15 protein-coding genes are annotated in these 20412 nt (G+C 71.9%); 12 read left to right on the forward strand and 3 right to left on the reverse strand.

Annotated elements, in window-relative coordinates; genetic code table 11:
- Positions 1-181 precede the first annotated feature (181 nt).
- Positions 182-1270 (forward strand): branched-chain amino acid aminotransferase, encoded by a 1089-nt coding sequence (locus ACH4MY_RS14310; RefSeq protein ID WP_398002275.1) that lies wholly within the window; start codon positions 182-184, stop codon positions 1268-1270.
- A 39-nt stretch (positions 1271-1309) separates the two neighbouring features.
- Here ACH4MY_RS14310 and ACH4MY_RS14315 read toward each other — a convergent pair whose 3' ends face one another.
- The gene (locus ACH4MY_RS14315) at positions 1310-2731 is read right to left on the reverse strand and encodes a cytosine permease (RefSeq protein WP_398002277.1); all 1422 of its coding nucleotides are present in this window, start codon (positions 2729-2731) and stop codon (positions 1310-1312) included.
- 135 nt (positions 2732-2866) lie between these two features.
- On the opposite strand from ACH4MY_RS14315, the gene ureA reads away from it, so the two are divergent.
- The 7 genes from ureA to ACH4MY_RS14350 all read left to right on the forward strand — a co-directional run bounded on the left by ureA (position 2867) and on the right by ACH4MY_RS14350 (position 11738).
- Positions 2867-3574, forward strand: coding sequence for an urease subunit gamma (gene ureA, locus ACH4MY_RS14320; protein ID WP_398002280.1), 708 nt, complete (start codon positions 2867-2869; stop codon positions 3572-3574).
- Positions 3574-5256: an urease subunit alpha gene (locus ACH4MY_RS14325; protein WP_398002283.1), complete on the forward strand. Its 1683-nt coding sequence runs from the start codon at positions 3574-3576 to the stop codon at positions 5254-5256. Before ureA ends, ACH4MY_RS14325 begins: the two co-directional genes overlap by 1 nt.
- A gap of 11 nt (positions 5257-5267) precedes the next feature.
- Entirely contained in the window at positions 5268-6284 is a 1017-nt protein-coding gene (locus ACH4MY_RS14330) for an agmatine/peptidylarginine deiminase (RefSeq protein WP_398002286.1), read from the forward strand.
- A 138-nt stretch (positions 6285-6422) separates the two neighbouring features.
- On the forward strand, positions 6423-6968 hold the full coding sequence (locus tag ACH4MY_RS14335) for a TetR/AcrR family transcriptional regulator (RefSeq protein WP_398002718.1): 546 nt from the start codon (positions 6423-6425) through the stop codon (positions 6966-6968).
- 109 nt (positions 6969-7077) lie between these two features.
- The gene (locus tag ACH4MY_RS14340) at positions 7078-8406 is read left to right on the forward strand and encodes an MFS transporter (protein ID WP_398002288.1); all 1329 of its coding nucleotides are present in this window, start codon (positions 7078-7080) and stop codon (positions 8404-8406) included.
- A 320-nt stretch (positions 8407-8726) separates the two neighbouring features.
- Positions 8727-10343 (forward strand): citramalate synthase, encoded by a 1617-nt coding sequence (gene cimA / locus ACH4MY_RS14345; protein WP_398002290.1) that lies wholly within the window; start codon positions 8727-8729, stop codon positions 10341-10343.
- Positions 10344-10385: 42 nt separating this feature from the next.
- Positions 10386-11738, forward strand: coding sequence for a hypothetical protein (locus tag ACH4MY_RS14350; protein WP_398002293.1), 1353 nt, complete (start codon positions 10386-10388; stop codon positions 11736-11738).
- An 18-nt stretch (positions 11739-11756) separates the two neighbouring features.
- Here ACH4MY_RS14350 and dnaN read toward each other — a convergent pair whose 3' ends face one another.
- Complete coding sequence (dnaN, locus tag ACH4MY_RS14355; protein ID WP_398002296.1) at positions 11757-12860, reverse strand: DNA polymerase III subunit beta; 1104 nt, start codon at positions 12858-12860, stop codon at positions 11757-11759.
- Between the two features lie 189 nt (positions 12861-13049).
- Between dnaN and ACH4MY_RS14360 the strand changes: the two genes are divergently transcribed.
- Positions 13050-13481, forward strand: coding sequence for a DUF4267 domain-containing protein (locus ACH4MY_RS14360; RefSeq protein WP_398002298.1), 432 nt, complete (start codon positions 13050-13052; stop codon positions 13479-13481).
- A gap of 32 nt (positions 13482-13513) precedes the next feature.
- Positions 13514-14725 carry a serine hydrolase gene (locus ACH4MY_RS14365; protein WP_398002301.1) on the forward strand — a complete coding sequence of 404 codons (1212 nt, stop codon included), beginning with the start codon at positions 13514-13516 and terminating at the stop codon, positions 14723-14725.
- 145 nt (positions 14726-14870) lie between these two features.
- Here the strand turns inward: ACH4MY_RS14365 and ACH4MY_RS14370 are convergent, their stop codons facing one another.
- Complete coding sequence (locus ACH4MY_RS14370; RefSeq protein ID WP_398002304.1) at positions 14871-15482, reverse strand: YceI family protein; 612 nt, start codon at positions 15480-15482, stop codon at positions 14871-14873.
- 319 nt (positions 15483-15801) lie between these two features.
- Here ACH4MY_RS14370 and ACH4MY_RS14375 point away from each other — a divergent pair, with 319 nt between their 5' ends.
- Together ACH4MY_RS14375 and ACH4MY_RS14380 are read left to right on the forward strand one after the other, a co-directional pair.
- Positions 15802-16311, forward strand: a complete 510-nt coding sequence (locus ACH4MY_RS14375; protein ID WP_398002307.1) for a hypothetical protein — start codon at positions 15802-15804, stop codon at positions 16309-16311.
- A 132-nt stretch (positions 16312-16443) separates the two neighbouring features.
- Positions 16444-20310, forward strand: a complete 3867-nt coding sequence (locus tag ACH4MY_RS14380) for an endo-alpha-N-acetylgalactosaminidase family protein (protein ID WP_398002310.1) — start codon at positions 16444-16446, stop codon at positions 20308-20310.
- Positions 20311-20412 lie beyond the last annotated feature (102 nt).

Consider the following 20412-nt stretch of genomic DNA (forward strand, 5'->3'; position numbering starts at 1 on the left):
CACCCAAGGAACCCCGGACCGCGTTCACCCGTTTCCCGCACCGGTCCCCGCGAGCGATAATCGAACGTGGGGCCGCGGCATGCGGGCATGCTCGGACGTCCACCTCGTCAGGGACAGCAGTCTCCGAGAGCAGGCGTGCGCGCGCGGTCCTACCCACACAACCGGTGAAGGACACGCACTCATGACGACGCCCACGATCGAGCTCAAGCCCTCCTCCAGCCCGCTGTCCGCCGCGGAGCGCGAGGCGATCCTGGCCAACCCGGGATTCGGCCGCCACTTCACCGACCACATGGTCACCATCCGGTGGACCGAGGGCCGCGGCTGGCACGACGCCCAGCTCGTGCCGTACGGCCCGCTCGCCCTCGACCCGGCCACCAACGTCCTGCACTACGCGCAGGAGATCTTCGAGGGCCTGAAGGCCTACCGCCGCCCCGACGGCTCGGTCGCCAGCTTCCGCCCCGACGCCAACGCCCGCCGCTTCCAGGCCTCCGCCCGCCGGCTCGCCATGCCCGAGCTGCCGGTCGAGACCTTCGTCGAGGCCTGTGACGTGCTCGTCCGGCACGACAAGGCGTGGGTCCCGGAGCACGGCGGCGAGGCCTCGCTCTACCTGCGCCCGTTCATGATCGCGACCGAGGTCGGCCTGGGCGTCCGCCCGGCCAACGAGTACCTCTTCGTCGTCATCGCCTCCCCGGCCGGCCCGTACTTCCCCGGCGGCGTGAAGCCCGTCTCCATCTGGCTCTCGGAGAACCGCGTCCGCGCGGTCCCCGGCGGCGTCGGCGACGCCAAGACCGGCGGCAACTACGCGGCCTCGCTGCTGGCCCAGGCCGAGGCCGCCCAGCAGGGCTGCGACCAGGTCGCCTACCTCGACGCCGTGGAGCACAAGTGGGTCGAGGAACTCGGCGGCATGAACCTGTACTTCGTGTACGGGAACAAGCTGGTCACCCCCACCCTCACCGGTTCGCTGCTCGCCGGCATCACCCGTGACTCGCTGCTCAAGCTGGCGGCGGACCTCGGTCTGGAGCCGGAGGAGGGCCGCGTCTCCATCGACCAGTGGCAGGCCGACAGCGCGAACGGCTCCCTGACCGAGGTCTTCGCCTGCGGCACGGCCGCCGTGATCACCCCGGTCGGCACGGTCAAGTCCGAGCGGGGCGAGTGGAAGCAGTCGGGCGGCGAGCCCGGTGAGATCACGATGAAGCTGCGCGACGCGCTGCTGGCCGTCCAGACGGGCCGGGCCGAGGACGTCCACGGCTGGATGCACGAGCTGGGCTAGTCGTACGGGTCGGCCCGGCCGGGTGAGCCGGGCCGGTCGCTACTCCGCCTGTGCCAGGGCTTCCGGGACCGTCGCGGTCTCGGAGGCCCTGTTCGGTGTCAGGGCCGCGTACAGCGCACCGCCCACGAGCCCCGACAGCACGAAGCTGCAGTCGATCCCGCCCGTCAGGGCGAGCAGCGGCCCCTCGTAGAGCGGCGTCGACACCGAGGCCAGGCCGACCGCCGCGCCGATCGCCCACGAGGCGGTGGCGCGCGGGTGCCAGCCCGCCGAGAACCAGTAGATCCCGCCGCGCGAGCGCCGGTTGTAGACCTGGAGGGCCTCCGGGTCGTACGTGCCTCCGCAGCGCACATGGCCGATCAGGGTGATCACCGCCCACGGGGTGCCGATGGCCGTGAGCAGCAGCACGAACGAGGTCATCGCCGACTGCGCGTCCGAGGCGAAGTGGCCGAGGAAGACGAAGGCCGTCGCCACCGCCGCGACGACGAGGGTGGCACGCGCGCGGGTGGCCTTCGGCAGGATCGCGTCCAGGTCGAGCCCCATCGAGTACAGCATCAGCCCGGCGTTGCCGGCGGATCCGGCGGTGGCCGCGATCAGCAGCGGGACCAGGTACCAGGCGGGTGAGGCGGCGACGAGCGGTCCCGCGTAGTCGAGTCCCCCACGGGCGGCGAGCGCCGTGAACGTACCGAAGAGCTGGGGGATCAGCAGCCCGACGACCAGGCCGAGACAGGTGGCCCGCCAGACGGTCCGGGTGCTGTGCCGCTCGGGGGAGACGTACCGGGTGTAGTCGCCGAGCAGGGTGATGAAGGCGACCGGTCCGCTGAGGCCCGCGGCCACGGCGGAGAACAGCCAGGTCGGCCAGAAGGAGCCGAGGAGGTACGGGGTGTCGGGCACCGCCGCGGTCGTGAAGTCCCCGGCGTAGGCGACGAGTCCGAGGGCTAGGAGCAGGGTCATGCCGACGGCGAGGGCCTTGCTCAGCTTGAGGAGCAGCCGGTAGCCGTACACCGCGGCGACCGCCGTGCAGGCGGCGAGCACCGCGTAGACGACGGCGTGCGAGGTGCCGCCGGTCGGCAGGCCGGTGAGCCGGGCGAGCGTCCCCACCATGACGTCGCCGCCGATCCAGAGGGTCAGCGCGGTGTAGCCGAGCGAGAGCAGCAGGCCGACCACCGAGCCGACGAGCCGGCCCCGTACGCCGAAGAAGGCGCCGGAGGAGGTGGAGAGGTTGGTGGCGGTGCGCAGCGACACGAGCGCCAGGGGTGCGGTGACGGCGACTCCGACGAGCGTGCCGGTGACGACGGAGGTCACCGAGGCCCAGAGGCCGAGGCCGAACGAGACGGGGAGCCAGCCGAAGACGATCACCCCCAGGCAGAGGTTGGACCCGAGCAGGATCGCGACGAGATCCCGGGGGCCGCTGGTGCGTTCGGCCTCGGGGACGGTGTCGACTCCGCGCTGTTCGATCGGCATGGGGCCTCCTGGGGGTGGTAGCGGCAAGAGATTTAGAGTGGCGCTCAATGTGACCTGTGGCAGTGCCTCGCGTCAATGCTTGGAGAAGTGCGTCTCAACATTTAGAGTGACGCTCAAACAGGAGGTGTTTCGGACGTGCGACTGACCCCCACGGAACGCGACCGGCTGCTGCTCTTCGGTGCCGCCGAGCTCGCCCGTGCCCGCCGGGCCCGGGGCCTGCGGCTCAATGTCCCCGAGGCGACCGCCCTCATCGCGGACACGGTCTGCGAGGCGGCCCGCGACGGCAAGCGACTCGCCGAGGCGATCGAGGCCGCCCGCTCGGTCCTCGGCCCCGACGACGTCCTCCCCGGCGTCGCCGACGTGGTCACCGAGGTCCATGTCGAGGCCGTCTTCGACGACGGCTCACGGCTCGCGGTCGTCTCCGCCCCGATCGGCGGCGGCGGCCTGGGCGAGGCCGCGCCCGGTGCGCTGCTGCCCGGCCCCGGACACCCCGAGTCCGAGCCCGCGCTCACCCTCCCCGTACGGAACACGGCGACCGTCCCCGTGAGCGTCACCTCCCACTTCCACTTCTTCGAGGTCAATCCGCGCCTCGACTTCGACCGCGCCGCCGCCTACGGCATGCGGCTCGCCATCCCGGCCGGCGCCTCCTTCCGCTTCGACCCGGGCGGCGCGGCGGAGGTCGGGCTCGTGCCGATCGGCGGCGCGCGCGTCGCCATCGGCTTCGCGGGCCTGGTCGACGGCCCGCTGGACGCGCCCGGCGCGAAGGAGGAGGCCCTGCGGCGCGCGGCGGCCTGCGGCTACCTGGGCGTCGAGAGCGTCGTCGAGAGCGGAGACGAGAACTGATGGACCCGTACGAGTACGCATCCGTGCACGGCCCCCGCGCCGGCGACCGAGTCGTCCTCGGCGACTCCGGTCTCGTCGTCCGGGTCGAGGAGGACTCGCAGCGGCCGGGTGACGAGTTCCTGGCCGGTTTCGGCAAGACGGCCCGCGACGGACTGCACCTCAAGGCCGCCGCCGTCCGCGAGACCTGCGACGTCGTGATCAGCAACGTCCTCGTGATCGACGCCGTCCTCGGCATCCGCAAGGTGTCCGTCGGCATCCGCGAGGGCCGGATCCACGCCATCGGGCGGGCCGGCAACCCCGACACCCTGGACGGCGTCGACGTCGTCGTCGGCACCGGCACCTCGATCGTCTCCGGCGAGGGCATGATCGCCACCGCCGGAGCCGTCGACACCCACGTCCACCTGCTCTCCCCCCGGATCATGGAGGCGTCGCTCTCCAGCGGTGTCACCACCGTCATCGGCCAGGAGTTCGGCCCGGTGTGGGGTGTCGGGGTGAACTCGCCGTGGGCGCTGCGTCACGCGTTCAACGCCTTCGACGCCTGGCCGGTGAACATCGGCTTCCTGGCCCGGGGCTCGTCCTCGGACCCGGCGCCGCTGGTGGAGGCGCTCGCGGAGGGCGGCGCCTCGGGCTTCAAGGTGCACGAGGACATGGGCGCCCACACCCGCGCCCTGGACACCGCCCTGCGGGTCGCCGAGGAGCACGATGTGCAGGTCGCCCTGCACAGCGACGGCCTCAACGAGTGCCTGTCGGTCGAGGACACCCTGCGCGTCCTGGACGGCCGCACCATCCACGCCTTCCACATCGAGGGCTGCGGCGGCGGGCACGTACCCAACGTCCTGAAGATGGCGGGCGTCCCGAACGTCATCGGCTCCTCCACCAACCCCACGCTCCCCTTCGGCCGCGACGCCGTCGCCGAGCACTACGGGATGATCGTCTCCGTCCACGACCTCAAGACCGACCTGCCCGGCGACGCCGCCATGGCGCGCGACCGGATCCGTGCCGGGACGATGGGGGCGGAGGACGTCCTCCACGACCTCGGCGCGATCGGGATCACCTCCTCCGACGCCCAGGGGATGGGAAGGGCCGGCGAGACCGTACGGCGGACCTTCGCCATGGCCGGGAAGATGAAGGCCGAGCTCGGACCCATGGAGGGCGACGGCGCGCACGACGACAACGCGCGCGTGCTGCGCTACCTGGCCAAGCTCACCATCAACCCGGCGATCGCCCACGGCCTCGCCCACGAGATCGGCTCGATCGAGGTCGGCAAGCTGGCCGACATCGTGCTGTGGAAGCCGCAGTTCTTCGGCGCCAAGCCGCAGCTGGTGCTGAAGTCCGGCTTCCCCGCGTGGGGGGCCGTGGGTGATCCCAACGCCGCCACCGACACCTGCGAACCGCTGGTCCTCGGACCGCTGTTCGGCGCGCACGGCGCCACCGCCGCCGACCTCTCCGTCGCGTTCGTCGCCCGGGCCGCCGTCGACCTCGGCGCCGACCGGATGCCGACCCGCCGACGCCGCGTCGCCGTGCGCGGCACGCGCGGCATCGGCCCCGCCGACCTGCGGCTCAACTCCCGCACCGGAGACGTCCAGGTCGACGGCGCCACCGGCCTCGTCTCGCTCGACGGCGCACCGATCCGCTCCGAGGCGGCCGACTCCGTCTCCCTCAACCGTCTCTACTTCCTCTAGGACCCGTCACCATGACCTACCGCATGCCCGCCGAGTGGATGCCGCACGAGCGCACCTGGATGGCCTGGCCCAGCCCCAACCCCACCTTCACCAACGAGGACGAGCTCGCCGAGGGCCGAGAGGCCTGGGCCTCGGTGGCCCGCGCCGTACGCCGCTTCGAGCCGGTGACGATGGTCGTCGCGCCCGGCGACACGGAGTCCGCGCGCGCCCTCGTCGGGCCCGATGTCGAGCTGGTCGAGCGCGACCTCGACGACGCCTGGATGCGGGACATCGGCCCGACCTTCGTCACCGACGGCACCGGACTGGCAGCCGTGGACTGGGTGTTCAACGGCTGGGGCGGCCAGGACTGGGCCCGCTGGGAGCACGACTCGAAGATCGCCCGCCATGTGGCGGACGCGGCCGGCGTCCCGGTCCTGTCCTCCCCCCTCGTCAACGAGGGCGGCGCCCTCCACGTCGACGGCGAGGGCACCGTCCTGCTGACCGACACCGTCCAGCTCGGCGCCGGACGCAACCCCGAGTGGACCCGTGAGCAGGTCGAGAACGAGATCCACGCCAAGCTCGGCACGACCAAGGCGATCTGGCTCCCCAACGGCCTCGCCGGCGACTACGGCCTCTACGGCACCCAGGGCCACGTCGACATCGTCGCCGCCTTCGCCCGCCCCGGCACGGTCCTCGTCCACAGCCAGCAGGACCCGGCCCACCCCGACTACGAGCGGTCCAGGATGTACGTGAACATCCTGCGCGGCCAGACCGACGCCCAGGGCCGGCCCCTGGAGGTCGTCGAGATCCCCGCACCCACCGTCCTCACGGACGAGGAGGGGGAGTGGGTCGACTACTCGTACATCAACCACTACCTGTGCAACGGCGGCGTGGTCCTCTGCGCCTTCGACGACCCCCACGACGAACTCGCCGCCGAGATCTTCCGCCGCCTCTTCCCGGAGCGCGAGGTCGTCCTCGTCGACGCGCGGACGATCTTCGCAGGTGGAGGCGGCATCCACTGCATCACGCAGCAGCAGCCGAAGGTCTGAGGCCGGGAGGGGATGAGGTAGAACGTACGAGTGACCCGTATGGACCCCTCCGACCCCTCCGGCCCCGCCGCCCCGGCCTCCCTGCGACGCCGGCGCAACCAGGCCGCCCCGCCGCGCGAGGACGTCCTCGCCGCGGCCATGGACACGATCGCCGAGCGCGGGCTCGACGGGCTCACCATGGCCGGGCTCGGGCGGCAGGTCGGGATGAGCAGCGGGCACCTGCTCTACTACTTCCGCACCAAGGACGAGCTGCTGCTCCAGACCCTGGAGTGGAGCGAGGGGCGCCTCGGCGCCGAGCGCAGCGCGCTGCTGTCCCGGCCGGGGACCGCGCGCGAGCGGCTCGACGGCTATGTCGACGTGTACGTGCCCGACGGGCCCCGCGATCCGCACTGGATCCTGTGGCTGGAGGTCTGGAACCGGTCCCAGAACGCCGATGCCGAGGCCCGCGCCCGCCAGGCCGCCATCGAGGGCGCCTGGCACCGGGACCTCGTCGCGATCCTGGCCGAAGGGATCTCGCGTGGCGAGTTCCGGACGGTCGACCCGGACCGCTTCGCCACCCGTACGAGGGCTCTCCTGGACGGCTTCAGCGTGCATGTCGCGGTGGGCGTGCCCGGCACCGGACGGCAGCAAGTCCTGCAGCACGTAAGGGAGTTCATCGAGCAGGATCTGCTGCCGCGGCCGTAGCCGGACGGGCGGGAATCCGCCGCCACGACCGCAACGCACGCAAGTACACGCGATCGTTGCCCGCCGCGGCCTTGTTGCCCGCGGGCCGCGTCCGGCACGGTTCCTGCCCATGGGACGAGAGCACTGGAAGAAGATCTGGGTCGGCTCCGCGGGCAACATGGTCGAGTGGTTCGACTGGTTCGTGTACGCGAGCTTCGCCACCTACTTCGCGGGGGCCTTCTTCCCCGAGGGCAACGACACCGCCAAACTCATGAACACCGCCGGCATCTTCGCCGTCGGCTTCTTCATGCGGCCCGTCGGCGGCTGGCTCCTCGGCCGGGTGGGCGACCGCAAGGGGCGCAAGGCCGCCCTCACCCTCACCGTCACCCTGATGTCCGCCTCCGCCCTGCTCATCGCGGTCGCGCCCACCTACTCCGTCGCCGGATACGGCGGCGCCGCCGTCCTCCTGGTCGCCCGCCTCCTCCAGGGGCTCTCGGTCGGCGGCGAGTACGCCGCCAGCGCCACCTACCTCACCGAGGCCTCGGCCCCGGAGCACCGCGGTTTCGCCTCCAGCTTCCAGTACGTCTCGATGACCGCCGGCCAGGTCCTCGGACTCGGCCTGCTGCTCGTCCTCCAGTCCACGCTGACCAGTGAGGCCCTGCACAGCTGGGGCTGGCGCATCCCGTTCGTCATCGGCGCCCTCGGCGCGGCCGTCGTCTTCTATCTGCGCCGCACCATGCTGGAGACCGAGGTGTACGAGGAGACCGCCGACGCGGGGGTCGCGGGCGAACAGAAGGGCACCCTGAAGGCGCTGTGGGCGCACCGCCGCGAGGCCTTCCTCGTCGTCGCCCTCACCATGGGCGGGACGGTGGCCTACTACACGTACACGACCTACCTCACCAAGTACCTCTCCAACTCCGCGGGCCTGCCCAAGCAGACCGCGACCCTGGTCTCCTTCTGCGCCCTCATCGTCTTCGCCTGCCTCCAGCCGCTGGCCGGCCGGCTCTCCGACCGCATCGGCCGCCGCCCCCTGCTCATCACCTTCGCGGTGGGCTCCACGCTCCTCACCGTGCCGATCCTCACGATGCTGAAGCACGCGGGCTCCTTCTGGCCGGCCCTCGGACTCTCCCTCCTCGCGCTCCTCGTCATCACCGGCTACACCTCCATCAACGCTTGCGTGAAGGCCGAGCTCTTCCCCACCGGCATCCGCGCCCTCGGTGTCGCCCTGCCGTACGCCGTCGCCAACGCCCTCTTCGGCGGCACCGCCGAGTACGTGGCCCTGTGGTTCAAGGACGCCGGCATCGAGTCGGGCTTCTACTGGTACGTGGCGGGCTGCGCGGCCGTCTCCCTGGTCGTCTACCTCGCGATGCGGGAGACTCGCGACATCGACCTGGGCCGGGTCGGCACGGGCGGCGCGGGCGCGCCCGGACCGAAGCGGGACCGGCTCCCGGTGTCGTGACGCCGGGAAGGTCTCCCGAACGGCTGCCCGTATCGTGAGATCCCCGTCCCGCAGGACCGTCACCTGTGTCAGAATTCCGGCGTGCTCGCTACCACGATGATTATCGGCAGCAGCGCGCCGGTCCCCAGTGGCCACTGAATCGCGGCACGATCCCCGCGGCAGTGGACACCGTGCCCCAGACCCGCGCGCAGACCTCTCGCACCCGCGAGGGGTTTTTTCGTTTTCCGGCCCCACCCCCGCCGGAAACGGACGACGCGTGAGAATGGGGGCAAGTGGATCCAGACCTTCCGGAGCCACATCCGACAGGAGCCATCACAGTCATGACCACGGAGAACGCCGAGAGCTCGCGCCTCGACGACAGCTTCCATGTCTTCGACACGACGCTGCGCGACGGGGCGCAGCGTGAAGGCATCAACCTCACCGTCGCGGACAAGCTGACCATCGCCCGGCACCTGGACGAGTTCGGTGTGGGCTTCATCGAGGGCGGCTGGCCGGGGGCCAACCCGCGCGACACGGAGTTCTTCGCCCGCGCCCGGCAGGAGATCGCGTTCAAGAACGCACAGCTCGTCGCCTTCGGCGCGACCCGCAGGCCGGGCGGCAACGCCGCCGAGGACCCGCAGGTCAAGGCCCTGCTGGACTCCGGCGCCCCGGTCGTCACCCTGGTCGCCAAGTCGCACGACCGCCATGTCGAGCTGGCGCTGCGCACCACTCTGGACGAGAACCTGGAGATGGTCCGCGACACCGTCTCCCACCTGGTCGCCCAGGGCCGCCGTGTCTTCGTCGACTGCGAGCACTTCTTCGACGGCTACAAGGCCGACCCCGACTACGCCAAGGCCGTCGTCCGCGCCGCGTCCGAGGCCGGCGCCGATGTCGTGATCCTCTGCGACACCAACGGCGGCATGCTCCCCGCGCAGATCCAGGCCGTCGTCGCCACCGTCCTCGCCGACACCGGCGCCCGCCTGGGCATCCACGCCCAGGACGACACCGGCTGCGCCGTCGCCAACACCCTGGCCGCCGTCGACGCCGGCGCCACCCACGTCCAGTGCACCGCCAACGGCTACGGCGAGCGGGTCGGCAACGCCAATCTGTTCCCCGTCGTCGCGGCCCTGGAGCTGAAGTACGGCAAGAAGGTGCTGCCCGAGGGCGCGCTGGCCGAGATGACCCGGATCTCGCACGCCATCGCCGAGGTCGTCAACCTCACGCCCTCCACCCACCAGCCGTACGTCGGTGTCTCCGCCTTCGCGCACAAGGCCGGGCTCCACGCCTCCGCGATCAAGGTCGACCCCGACCTCTACCAGCACATCGATCCCGAGCTGGTCGGCAACACCATGCGGATGCTGGTCTCCGACATGGCGGGCCGCGCCTCCATCGAGCTCAAGGGCAAGGAGCTCGGTGTCGACCTCGGCGACGACCGCGCGCTCGTCGCCCGGGTCGTCGAGCGGGTCAAGGAGCGCGAGCTCCAGGGCTACACCTACGAGGCCGCCGACGCCTCCTTCGAACTCCTGCTGCGCGAGGAGGCCGAGGGCCGGGCCCGCCGCTACTTCCGTACCGAGTCCTGGCGGGCGATCGTCGAGGACCGGCCCGACGGCACCCACGCCAACGAGGCCACCGTCAAGCTCTGGGCCAAGGGCGAGCGGATCGTCGCCACCGCCGAGGGCAACGGCCCCGTCAACGCCCTCGACCGCGCGATGCGCCTCGCCCTGGAGCGGATCTACCCGCAGCTCGCCAAGTTCGAGCTCGTCGACTACAAGGTCCGCATCCTGGAGGGCCGCCACGGCACCGAGTCCACCACCCGCGTCCTGATTACCACCAGCGACGGCAACGGCGAGTGGTCCACCGTCGGCGTCGGCGAGAACGTCATCGCCGCCTCCTGGCAGGCCCTGGAGGACGCCTTCACCTACGGGGTGCTGCGGGCCGGCATCGAGCCCGCCGAATAGCCCTCTATGTCTAGTTCGGCCTGGTTCGGGTAGCGTCGAACCATGAGGACCAGGCCGCTCACTCTTCTGTCGGCCCTCGGCGGGCTGATACTGCTGCTGCTCCTGGTCCTGGCGCCCTCCGCGGGCGCCAGGGCCACGGGGATCCCCGACGCGGCCGCCGCCCTGAAGCAGGGCCCGGTCTACGTCGATCCGGGCGCCGCCGACCAGCTCTCCCAGGCCGACGCCGACGCCCTCGCCCAGAAGATCAAGGACGCGGACAAGCCGCTCTTCGTGGCCGTCCTGCCCGCGAACGCGCAGTTCCCGCCGGAGAACCTCTTCCAGAACCTGCGCACCCAGACCGGTATCACCGGCCTGTACGCGATCCGCCTCGGCAATGCCTTCGACGCCAAGGCCGACGCCTCCGTGATCTCCGAGCGGGCCGTGCGGAACCTCGTCACCTCCGTACGCCAGCCGGGCGTCGACGCGGCCACCGAACTCAACAACTTCGTCGACCAGGCCCTGCCCGCCCTGCGCGGCTCCGCCCCCGCCGGCTGGGGCTCCGTCGGCACCGACTCGGGCGTCCCCGTCGCCGGACTCGTGACCCTCGGTGCCCTCGTGGTGGCCGGAAGCGCGGGCGCCTACGCGGTCGTCCGCCGCAACCGGCTCCGCAAGGAGGCCGAGGAACGCGCCGCCCTCGACAAGCTCAGGGTCGTCGTCGACGAGGACATCACCGCCTTCGGCGAAGAGCTCGAACGCCTCGACTTCCACCCCGTCGAGGCCGGCGCCGACGACGCGATGCGCGGCGACTACGAACGCGCCCTCGACTCGTACGACACGGCCAAGTCCCGGATGGCCTCCGCCGCCCGCCCCCACGACGTCCGCCCGGTCACCGAGGCCCTGGAGGAGGGCCGCTACTCCCTCGCCGTCCTCGCCGCCCGCCGCGAGTCCCGCCCGCTCCCCGAGCGCCGCGCCCCCTGCTTCTTCGACCCGCGCCACGGCCCCTCCACCGAGGACCGCACCTGGACCCCGGGCGGCGGCACCGCCCGCCAGGTCCCGGTCTGCGCCGCCGACGCGTCCCGCCTCGACGACGGCCTCGACCCGATGGCCCGCACGGTCGACGCGGACGGTGTCCGCCGCCCCTACTGGGAGGCGGGCCCCGCCTACGGACCCTGGGCCGGCGGCTACTTCGGCGGCGGCATGCTTCCCGGCCTCCTGATGGGCACCGTCCTCGGCTCGATGCTCTCCACCCCGGCCTACGCCGCCGAGTACGGCGGCGACGACTTCGGGGGCGGTGACTTCTCAGGCGCCGACTTCGACTCCGGCGACTTCGGCGGCGGTTTCGGCGGCGGTGACGGAGGGGGCTTCGGGGGCGGTGACTTCGGCGGCGGCGGCGACTTCGGCGGCGGTGGGTTCTGACCGGTTCTCGCCGGTGCCTCAGACCAGCGGTTTCACCGACATCAGCAGGTGGCGGTGGGTGCCTTCCGGGCCGTCGGTGAGCAGGGCCCGCTGGCCCGGACCCAGGAGACGGAAGTGGACCTCGGGGGAGTCCAGGGAGTTCAGGGCGTCGAGGAGATAGCCGGGGTTGAAGGCGACCGTCAGGCTGTCCGGGCCGGTGAGGCGGGCCGGGAGGCGCTGGGAGGCGATGTCGTCCTCGTACCCCGCCTGGAGATGGATCGCGGTGGGGGTGAACGTCAGCTGGACGGGGCTGTCGCCCTCGGCGACGACCGCGACCCGTTTCACGGCCTCGGTCAGCGGGGCCCGGTCGGTGGCCGCCAGGGCGTGGTCGCCCAGGGCGAAGAGCTTGTCGTGGCGGGGGAGGCGTCCGTCGAGCAGTCGGGTGGTGGTGCGCAGGCCGCCGTTCTCGAAGCCGATCGAGCCGCCGTCCAGGGCGAGCCGGGCCGGGCCGGTGCCCGCGAGGGAGCGGGCGATCTCGGTGAGCCGCCGGGCCGGGACGACCACGTCGGCGGGCTCCCCGGCGTCGTCGGCGCCGGGCTTCCACTCCAGGGTGCGGACGGCGTAGCGGTAGCGGTCGGTGGCGGCGAGCGTCATCGTCGTGCCGTCGAGCGCGAGCCGTATCCCGGTCAGCACCGGCAGGGAGTCGTCCCGGCCCGCCGCCACCGCCACCTGGCCGACCGCCGCCGCGAACGCGTCCCCATCCACCAGGCCGCGGATCTCGGGCAGCTCCGGCGGGGCGGGGTAGTCGTCCAGCGGCAGCAGGGAGAGGCCGAAGCGGGCGTCGCCCGAGGTCACGGAGAGGCGGGCGCCCTCCACGGCGATCTCCGTGTGCCCCCGTGGGAGCACCTTGCAGATGTCGAGCAGTCGCCGCCCCAGGACCAGGGCCCGTCCCCCGGCGTCCGTGTCGGCCTCGACCTCGACCCGGGCCGAGGCCTCGTGGTCGAGTCCGGAGACCCGCAGCCGGCCGTCCGCCGCCTCCAGGAGCAGGCCGCCGAGGACGGGCATGGGGGAGCGGGCCGGCAGGACGCGCGCGGCCCAGGCCACGGCATCGGTCAACACGCCGCTGTCGATACGGAATTCCATGTCGCCGACGCTAGTCGCCGCCACTGACAACGCCGTGGACCAGCGGGTTCGGGCGTCCTCGTCCTCTCGGCGCCGCTGTGCGGGTTAGCAGAATTCTAGCGGCGCTAGACAGGCTAGCAATGGAAGGTCTAACGTAGCTATCAGTCCTAGCGCCGCTAGAACAATGCCCTTGGGGGACCCGTGAACACCGTGCGCACACACCGCCTCGCCACCGTCCTGTCCGCGCTCCTCGGACTCGCCTGCCTCTGGTTCGGCATCAACTTCACGCTCGCCCCCGAGACCGCCGCCGCCGGCTTCGGCATCCCCTCCTGGCCCGCGGGCGACGCCGCCGGATACTTCGGGGTCAAGGCGGCCCGCGACTTCGCCAACGGCGCGATCGTGCTCACCCTGCTCGCCCTCGGAAAGCGCCGCCCGCTGGCCTGGGTCATGCTCCTCCTCGCGATCGTCCCCTTCGGCGACGCGCTCGCCGTCCTCTCCCACGGGGGCGGATACGCCGCCGCGCTCGGCATCCACGCCGCGACCGGCGCCGTGGTCCTGCTCGCCGCCGGACTCCTCTTCGCGACCAGCTCCGAAGACGCCGCCCGGGAAGGGATTCGCCCCCTCGAGCGTTCCACCGTCTGAGCAAGGCACGTACTTTCAGGGGGAGCAGCACGATGAGTGACGCCCGGCGCCACGACCACGATCACGCCCACGGCCACGAGCACGACCGCGACCACGGTCACGTCCACGGCACGGTGGAACCCGGATTCGAGTCCGTGCGGGAGGAGTTCGCCACCGTCGTGGCGAACGAGGCCCGCGACGGCGGAGCCCAGCTCGCCGTCCACCACCGCGGCCGCCTCGTCGTGGACCTGTGGGGCGGCGAGGGTGTCGACGGGGACTCGCTCCTCGGCCTCTACTCCTCCTCCAAGGGCGCCATGGCCCTGGTCACCGCCCTCCTCGTCCAGGACGGCGCCCTCGAACTGGACCGCGAAGTCGCCTCCTGGTGGCCCGAGTTCGCCGCCGAGGGCAAGGGGAGGCTGACCCTGCGCCAGCTCCTCGCCCACCGCTCCGGCGTGATCGGCGCGGACGGCGGCCTCGGCGCCGACGAGCTCGCCGACGACCGGGCGATCGCCGCCCGGCTCGCCGGACAGCGCCCCTTCTGGGAGCCGGACACCGCCCACGGCTACCACGCCCTCGTCATCGGCGCCCTCGTCGGCGAGGTGGTCCTGCGGGCCACCGGCCGGACGATCCGGGAGGTGTTCGAGGAGCGGGTCCGCGCCCCGTACGCGCTCGACTACTACCTGGGCCTGCCCGAGGAGCTGGAGCCCCGCTTCCGTACGGCCCTGCCGATGCTCCCCACCCCCGCCGAGCAGGCACTCCTCGCGGAGAACCCGATCCCCCCGGACAGCCTCATGGCCATCGCGTTCAACCTCCACGCGGACCCGCCGTTCGACGACGTCGGGTACGCCAACTCCCGGACGGTACGGGAGCTGGCCCCGCTCTCCGGCGGCGGCATCGGCTCCGCGCGCGGCCTCTCCCGGATGTACGCGGCGATCGCCGGCGAGTTCGAGGGCCGGGCCCCGCTCCTGAAGCCGGACACCCTGGCCGAGGTCGCCCGGATCCACTCCTCCGGCACGGACCTGGTGACCGGCGAGAAGAACGCGTTCGGTCTCGGCTTCGTCCCGTCGGCCACCCGTTACCCGGCTCTGACTCCGGCCGCCGTCGGCCACAGCGGAGCCCCGGGCTCCCAGGCCTTCGCCGACCCGGCGACCGGCCTCGCGTACAGCTACACCCGCCGCCGCTTCGCCTTCGGCGGAGGCCCCGGCGCCGTCGAGAACGACCGGCTGATCCCGGCGGTGGCCGCGGCGGCCGCGCGTCTGGGCTAGGGCCTGTCGTCGAATTCCCGTCTGCCCCGCGGGCGACGACGGGAATGTGACGACAGACCCCAGGCCCGCCGCAACGCCGAGCGCCCGCCTTCCGCTGCTGCGGAGGGCGGGCGCGCTCGTGTGTCCGGGTCGGACGGGGTCCGGGTCAGGCGGCGTTCTTGATCGCGGAGATGTCGAAGTTCAGCTTGACCTTGTCGCTGACCATCACGCCACCCGTCTCCAGGGCCGCGTTCCAGGTCAGGCCCCACGCGGAGCGGAGGATCTCGGCGGAGCCCTCGAAGCCGACGCGCTCGTTGCCGTAGACGTCCGTCGCGGCGCCGTTGAACTCCAGGTCGATGGCGAGCGGCTTGGTGACGTCCTTGATGGTCAGCTCGCCCGTGATCCGGTACTTGTCGCCGCCCAGCTGCTCGGCCGCCGTCGAGCGGAAGCTCATCAGCGGGAACTGCTCGGCGTCGAAGAAGTCGCCGCTGCGCAGGTGGCCGTCGCGGTCGCCGATGCCCGTGTCGACGGAGGCGATCTTCACGTCGATCGAGGCGGAGGAGGCGCCGGGGTTCGCACCGTCCAGCTTCAGCGCGCCCTCGTGCTCGGCGAAGCTGCCGCGGACGTTGGTGACCATGGCGTGACGGACGGTGAAGCCGATGCTGCTGTGGGCCGGGTCGATGGTGTATTCGCCGGTCAGGGCGGCCAGGGCCGGGTCCACGGGCAGGGTGGCGGTGGCGACGGCGGAGTCGTTGCTCTTGCGGTTGAAGAATCCCATGACTGACAGCTCCTTGATCGGGGTGTGGTGTTGACCGGCACTTGTTGAACCTTCAACGAGAATGACTGTAGACGCATTCCGTTCAAGTTTCAACATCTCTGGAAGATGTTCACCCGGACGGCGTCATTCCGGCGCCGACGCCCTCTTCCGGACGCGCGTAGAACTACGGCACCATCTCCCCTGAACCGCCGGTTCCACCCGAGCCGCCCGAACCACCGGTTCCACCCGAGCTACCCGAACCACCGGTTCCACCCGAGCCATCCGCACCACCTGCACCGCCGTCCCCAACCATCACGGTCACCAGCAGGAGGCACTACCGATGAAGCTCCGCTCCGTCCTCACCGCCCTGGCCCTCGTCCTCGGCGCCCTCTTCGCGCCCGGCGTCGGCGTCCTCACCGCCGCCGGCGAGGCCCAGGCGGTCACCAAGATCAGCCACGCCACCGCGACCTCGATGTTCCGGTCCTCCGGGATCACCTGGTCCTCCTCCGGCGGCTGCTCCGACCGCAACAACGCGACCTGCACCTCCTTCGACCAGCTCAACCTCGCCACCGCCCAGGGCGCCCAGACCCTCAAGAGCGCCAGCGGCTGCGCCCTCAACATCACCGGCGGTACCGAGACGGGCCACGCGAGCGGCACCTACTCCCACTGGAACGGCTACAAGCTCGACTTCGGCAAGGCCACCTGCGTCACCAACTACGTGAAGAACACCTTCACCTACATCGGGGTACGCGGTGACGGCGCCCCGCAGTGGAAGTCCGGCGCGGGCAACGTCTACGCCGACGAGGGCAACCACTGGGACGTGACCTTCTACAACTGCGGCGGCTGCTGACCCGGCCGTACCCGTCCCGAAGAGCCCTCTTCGGTGGTCACTTGGACTAACCGAAGGGGGTTCTTGGACTGGAGGGGTCCGCGGGACGCGATCTCGTTGACGGTGCCGCCGGGGCGGGGCCAACTAGTCCGCATGTCCCTCCCCTCTTCGCGAAGAGTCCGTACGGCCTGTGCGCTCGCCGTCGCTTCCTCCGCCGTGTTCGCCCTGGCCGGGCCCGCCCTGGCCGAGGGCGCCGAGAGCCGGGCCCCGTCCACCGGAGCCCCCCTCGACGGAGCCGCGACCGCCGCCCCCGTCATCGCCTCCGCCCGCCTCGCCGTCGCCGTCGCCGAGGACTTCCCCCGCGTCCTCTCGTACACCGACCGCACGACCGGCGCCAGGCTCCTCGGCAGCACCGCCCCGGTCACCCAGGTCGTCCTCAACGGAACCGCCCGTACCGTCCAGGCCAAGGGTGCCCCCGTACTGACCGCCACCGCCGCCGCGTACACCCTCACCTTCCCCGAGCTGCCCGGCGTCGAGATCGACGCCCGCCTGAGCGTCGAAGGACGGACCACCACCTTCAAGGTGACCGCCGTCCGCGACACCGAGGCCTTCCGGATCGGCACCCTCGACATACCCGGCCACGACCTGGTCTCCGTGGGCTCCTCGGACGCCGGCGCCGCGACCGCCTTCACCCGGCTCGACCCGGACTCCACCCGTACCGCCGATGTCTTCGCGCAGGTCACCGACGCGAGCGCCGCCGAGGCGAACCCGGTCGGCGCGAGCTACGCCCTCGTCAACACCGGTCGACTCGCCGCCGCCGTCGAGTCCAACTCCAGCTACGACAAGCCCTCCGGCGCGTCCGCCAGGGACGGCGCCCGCTTCTGGCACCAGGCCCGCAGGAGCGGCACCGAGACCCGCGTCGGCGTCTGGTCCGGCCAGTGGACCTACCGCGGCGAGGGCGCGCCGAAGCCCGCGAGCGGCGACGGCCTGCCCTGGGCCAAGGTCGTCGTCACCCCCGACGCCAACGCCGACGGCGCCACCGACTGGCAGGACGGCGCCGTCGCCTTCCGGACGATCGGGATCAAGGCCCCCGGCAGCGAGGACACCCCCGACCGGGTCGTCGCCCACATCCCGTTCAACTTCGCCTCCCAGGCCACCCACCCCTTCCTGCGCACCCTCGACGACGTCAAGCGGATCTCGCTCTCCACCGACGGACTCGGCCAGTTCGCGCTGCTCAAGGGGTACGGCTCCGAGGGCCACGACTCCGCCCACCCCGACTACGGCGGCAACTACAACAAGCGGGCCGGCGGCCTCACCGACCTCAACGTCCTCCTCAAGGAGGGACGGAAGTGGGGCGCGGACTTCGGCGTCCACGTCAACGCCACCGAGTCGTACCCCGAGGCGAAGAACTTCAGCGAGACGCTCGTCGACAAGACCAAGCCCGGCTGGAACTGGCTCAACCAGAGCTACTACATCGACCAGCGCCGGGACATCAACAGCGGTGACCTCGCCCGCCGCTTCCAGCAGCTCCGCGACGAGACCGACCGCAACCTCTCCACCCTCTACATCGACGTCTACTACACCCACGGCTGGATCGCCGACGAGACGATGAGGGCCGTCCAGAAGCAGGGCTGGAACGTCGCCACCGAGTGGTCCGAGAAGTTCGAGCGGGCATCCCTCTGGTCCCACTGGGCCAACGACCTCGACTACGGCGGCGCCACCAACAAGGGCCTCAACTCGCAGATCGTCCGCTTCATCCGCAACGGCGAGAAGGACGTCTGGAACAACCACCCGGTGCTCGGCCAGACCGCCCTCGTCGACTTCGAGGGCTGGACCGGCGAGACCGACTGGAACGCCTTCACCGCCAACATCTGGCAGCGGAACCTCCCCGCCAAGTACCTCCAGCAGCAGAAGATCACCCGCTGGAACGGCAACGACCTCACCTTCACCGGCGGGGTCCGCGGCACCGTCGAGAACGGCGCGCGCACCTTCTACGACGACGGCCGCAAGGTCCTCGACGGCGAGACGTACCTGCTCCCGTGGGACGGCGGAAAGAAGCTCTACCACTACAACAAGGCCGGTGGAAAGACCAGTTGGGCCGTCCCGGCCGGCGCCGGCTCGTACTCCGTCTACAAGCTCACCGACAACGGGCGCGTGAAGACCGCCACCGTGCGGCCCGCCGACGGGAAGATCACCCTCGACGCCGTCGCCGGACAGCCCTACGTCCTCCACCCCGACCGCGCACCCCGGCAGCCCGCCCCGCGATGGGGCCAGGGCACCCCGGTCGAGGACCCCGGCTTCAACGACGCGCGGCTCACCGGCTGGACCACGGCCGGCACCGTCGCCCGCGACACCGACGACCAGGGCCGCAACAGCGCCGAACTCTCCGGCACCGCCACCGCCTCGGTCCGTCAGCGGATCACCGGACTCGTCCCCGGCAGGCGGTACACCGCCTCCGCCCTGATCGAGGTCGAGCCCGGCGCGACCCGGCCCACCACCCTCTCCGTCGGCGGACGGGCCGTCACCGTCGAGCGGTCCCCGCTCCAGGACCGGGTCGCCGCCTCCGACTGGAACGGCACCCGCTTCCAGCGCGCCAAGGTCACCTTCACCGCGCCGCACGGCGGCACGACCCTGAAGATCGAGGCCGCCGCGGGCAGCGCCGCCACCGTCCGGATCGACGACGTCCGGATCGTCGCCAACGCCCCCGCCGTCAAGGCCGGGACCGTGGTGTACGAGGACTTCGAGGCCGTCGACCAGGGCTGGGGTCCCTTCCTCAAGGGCGACGCGGGCGGTACGACCGACCCGCGCACCCACATCGCCCAGCTCCACGCCCCCTACACCCAGGCCGGCTGGAACGGGAAGCCGATCGACGACGTCATCGGCGGCGCCGAGTCCCTCAAGTCCCACGACGAGAACAGCGGACTCGTCTACCGGACCGCGCCCTGGACCGTCCCGATGAAGGACGGCCACAGCTACCGCGTCGAGTACGCCCATCAGTCCAGCCACGCGGGCGCCTACGAGTGGGTCACCGGCTACGACCGGGCGAACGGGACCTCCGTGGAGACCCGCCGCACCCCGATCGGACAGCAGAGGGGCAGCGGGCTGTTCTCCGAGACCGTCACCGCCGGCTGCGGCGACACCTGGACGGGCCTGCGCAAGCGCGGCGACGCCCCGGACGGCGCCGACTTCGTCCTCGACGCCTTCACCGTCACCGACCTCGGCCCGGCCGCCGAGCGCGCCGCCTGCGGCACGCTCACGATCGCCGCGCCCGAGACCCTGGAGCCCGGCCGCCCGAACCGGGTCACGGCCACCTTCGGAAACGACGAGGCCGCCGACGTCACCGGCGCCCTCGCCACCCTCGCCCTGCCGGCGGGCTGGACCGCCGAACCGGCGACGCCCGTCGCCCTCGGCACGGTCACGGCGGGCGGGCGGACCACCGCCACCTGGCAGGTGACACCCCCGGCGGACGCGGCCTACCAGCCGTACACCCTCGGAGCCGCCGTCACCTACGCCCTCGGGGGAGGGGAGCGGAAGCTCACCGCCGCCACCACCGTCCGCACCCTGCCCCCGCCGCCCACCGCCGACAGCTGGGCCAGCGACCTCGACTGGACCTCGTCCACCAACGGCTGGGGCCCCGTCGAACGCGACCTCTCCAACGGCGAGACCGGCACCGGCGACGGCTCCCCGCTGCGGATCGGCGGAGTGACGTACGCCAAGGGCCTCGGCAGCCACGCGCCCGCCAAGGTCCGCTACTACCTGGGCGGCCGCTGCACCTCCCTCACCGCCGAGGTCGGCGTGGACGACGTCCAGACCAGCCGGGGCAGCGTCCGGTTCAGCGTTCTCGCGGACGGTACGGAGAAGGTCGCGTCCCCGGTCCTCAAGGCCGCGGACGCGGCCTGGCCGCTCACCGCCGACGTCACCGGCGCCTCCTATGTCGACCTGGTGGTCGACGACGGCGGCGACAGCAACGGCAACGACCACGCCGACTGGGGCGCCGCCCGCTTCCACTGCGGAGGCTGATCGTGCCCGGCCCGGCGGAAAGCGCTTTCGCCGGGCCGTGCCGTGCTCATTGATTGCGTCGGAAATCCGGTGCTACACCAGGCGCCGAACGGTCTCCACCAC

This window comes from Streptomyces sp. NPDC017246 (genome assembly GCF_044331325.1).
In the GTDB taxonomy this organism is placed as follows: domain Bacteria; phylum Actinomycetota; class Actinomycetes; order Streptomycetales; family Streptomycetaceae; genus Streptomyces.

Coding starts and splice junctions, on each gene's coding strand:
- ACH4MY_RS14310 (WP_398002275.1), top strand. CDS start 182: ATGACGACGCCCACGATCGAGCTCAAGCCCTCCTCCAGCCCGCTGTCC.
- cimA (WP_398002290.1), top strand. CDS start 8,727: ATGACCACGGAGAACGCCGAGAGCTCGCGCCTCGACGACAGCTTCCAT.
- ACH4MY_RS14340 (WP_398002288.1), top strand. CDS start 7,078: ATGGGACGAGAGCACTGGAAGAAGATCTGGGTCGGCTCCGCGGGCAAC.
- ACH4MY_RS14315 (WP_398002277.1), bottom strand. CDS start 2,731: ATGCCGATCGAACAGCGCGGAGTCGACACCGTCCCCGAGGCCGAACGC.
- ACH4MY_RS14370 (WP_398002304.1), bottom strand. CDS start 15,482: ATGGGATTCTTCAACCGCAAGAGCAACGACTCCGCCGTCGCCACCGCC.
- ACH4MY_RS14365 (WP_398002301.1), top strand. CDS start 13,514: ATGAGTGACGCCCGGCGCCACGACCACGATCACGCCCACGGCCACGAG.
- ACH4MY_RS14335 (WP_398002718.1), top strand. CDS start 6,423: ATGGACACGATCGCCGAGCGCGGGCTCGACGGGCTCACCATGGCCGGG.
- ACH4MY_RS14330 (WP_398002286.1), top strand. CDS start 5,268: ATGACCTACCGCATGCCCGCCGAGTGGATGCCGCACGAGCGCACCTGG.
- ACH4MY_RS14350 (WP_398002293.1), top strand. CDS start 10,386: ATGAGGACCAGGCCGCTCACTCTTCTGTCGGCCCTCGGCGGGCTGATA.
- dnaN (WP_398002296.1), bottom strand. CDS start 12,860: ATGGAATTCCGTATCGACAGCGGCGTGTTGACCGATGCCGTGGCCTGG.
- ACH4MY_RS14325 (WP_398002283.1), top strand. CDS start 3,574: ATGGACCCGTACGAGTACGCATCCGTGCACGGCCCCCGCGCCGGCGAC.
- ACH4MY_RS14380 (WP_398002310.1), top strand. CDS start 16,444: ATGTCCCTCCCCTCTTCGCGAAGAGTCCGTACGGCCTGTGCGCTCGCC.
- ACH4MY_RS14375 (WP_398002307.1), top strand. CDS start 15,802: ATGAAGCTCCGCTCCGTCCTCACCGCCCTGGCCCTCGTCCTCGGCGCC.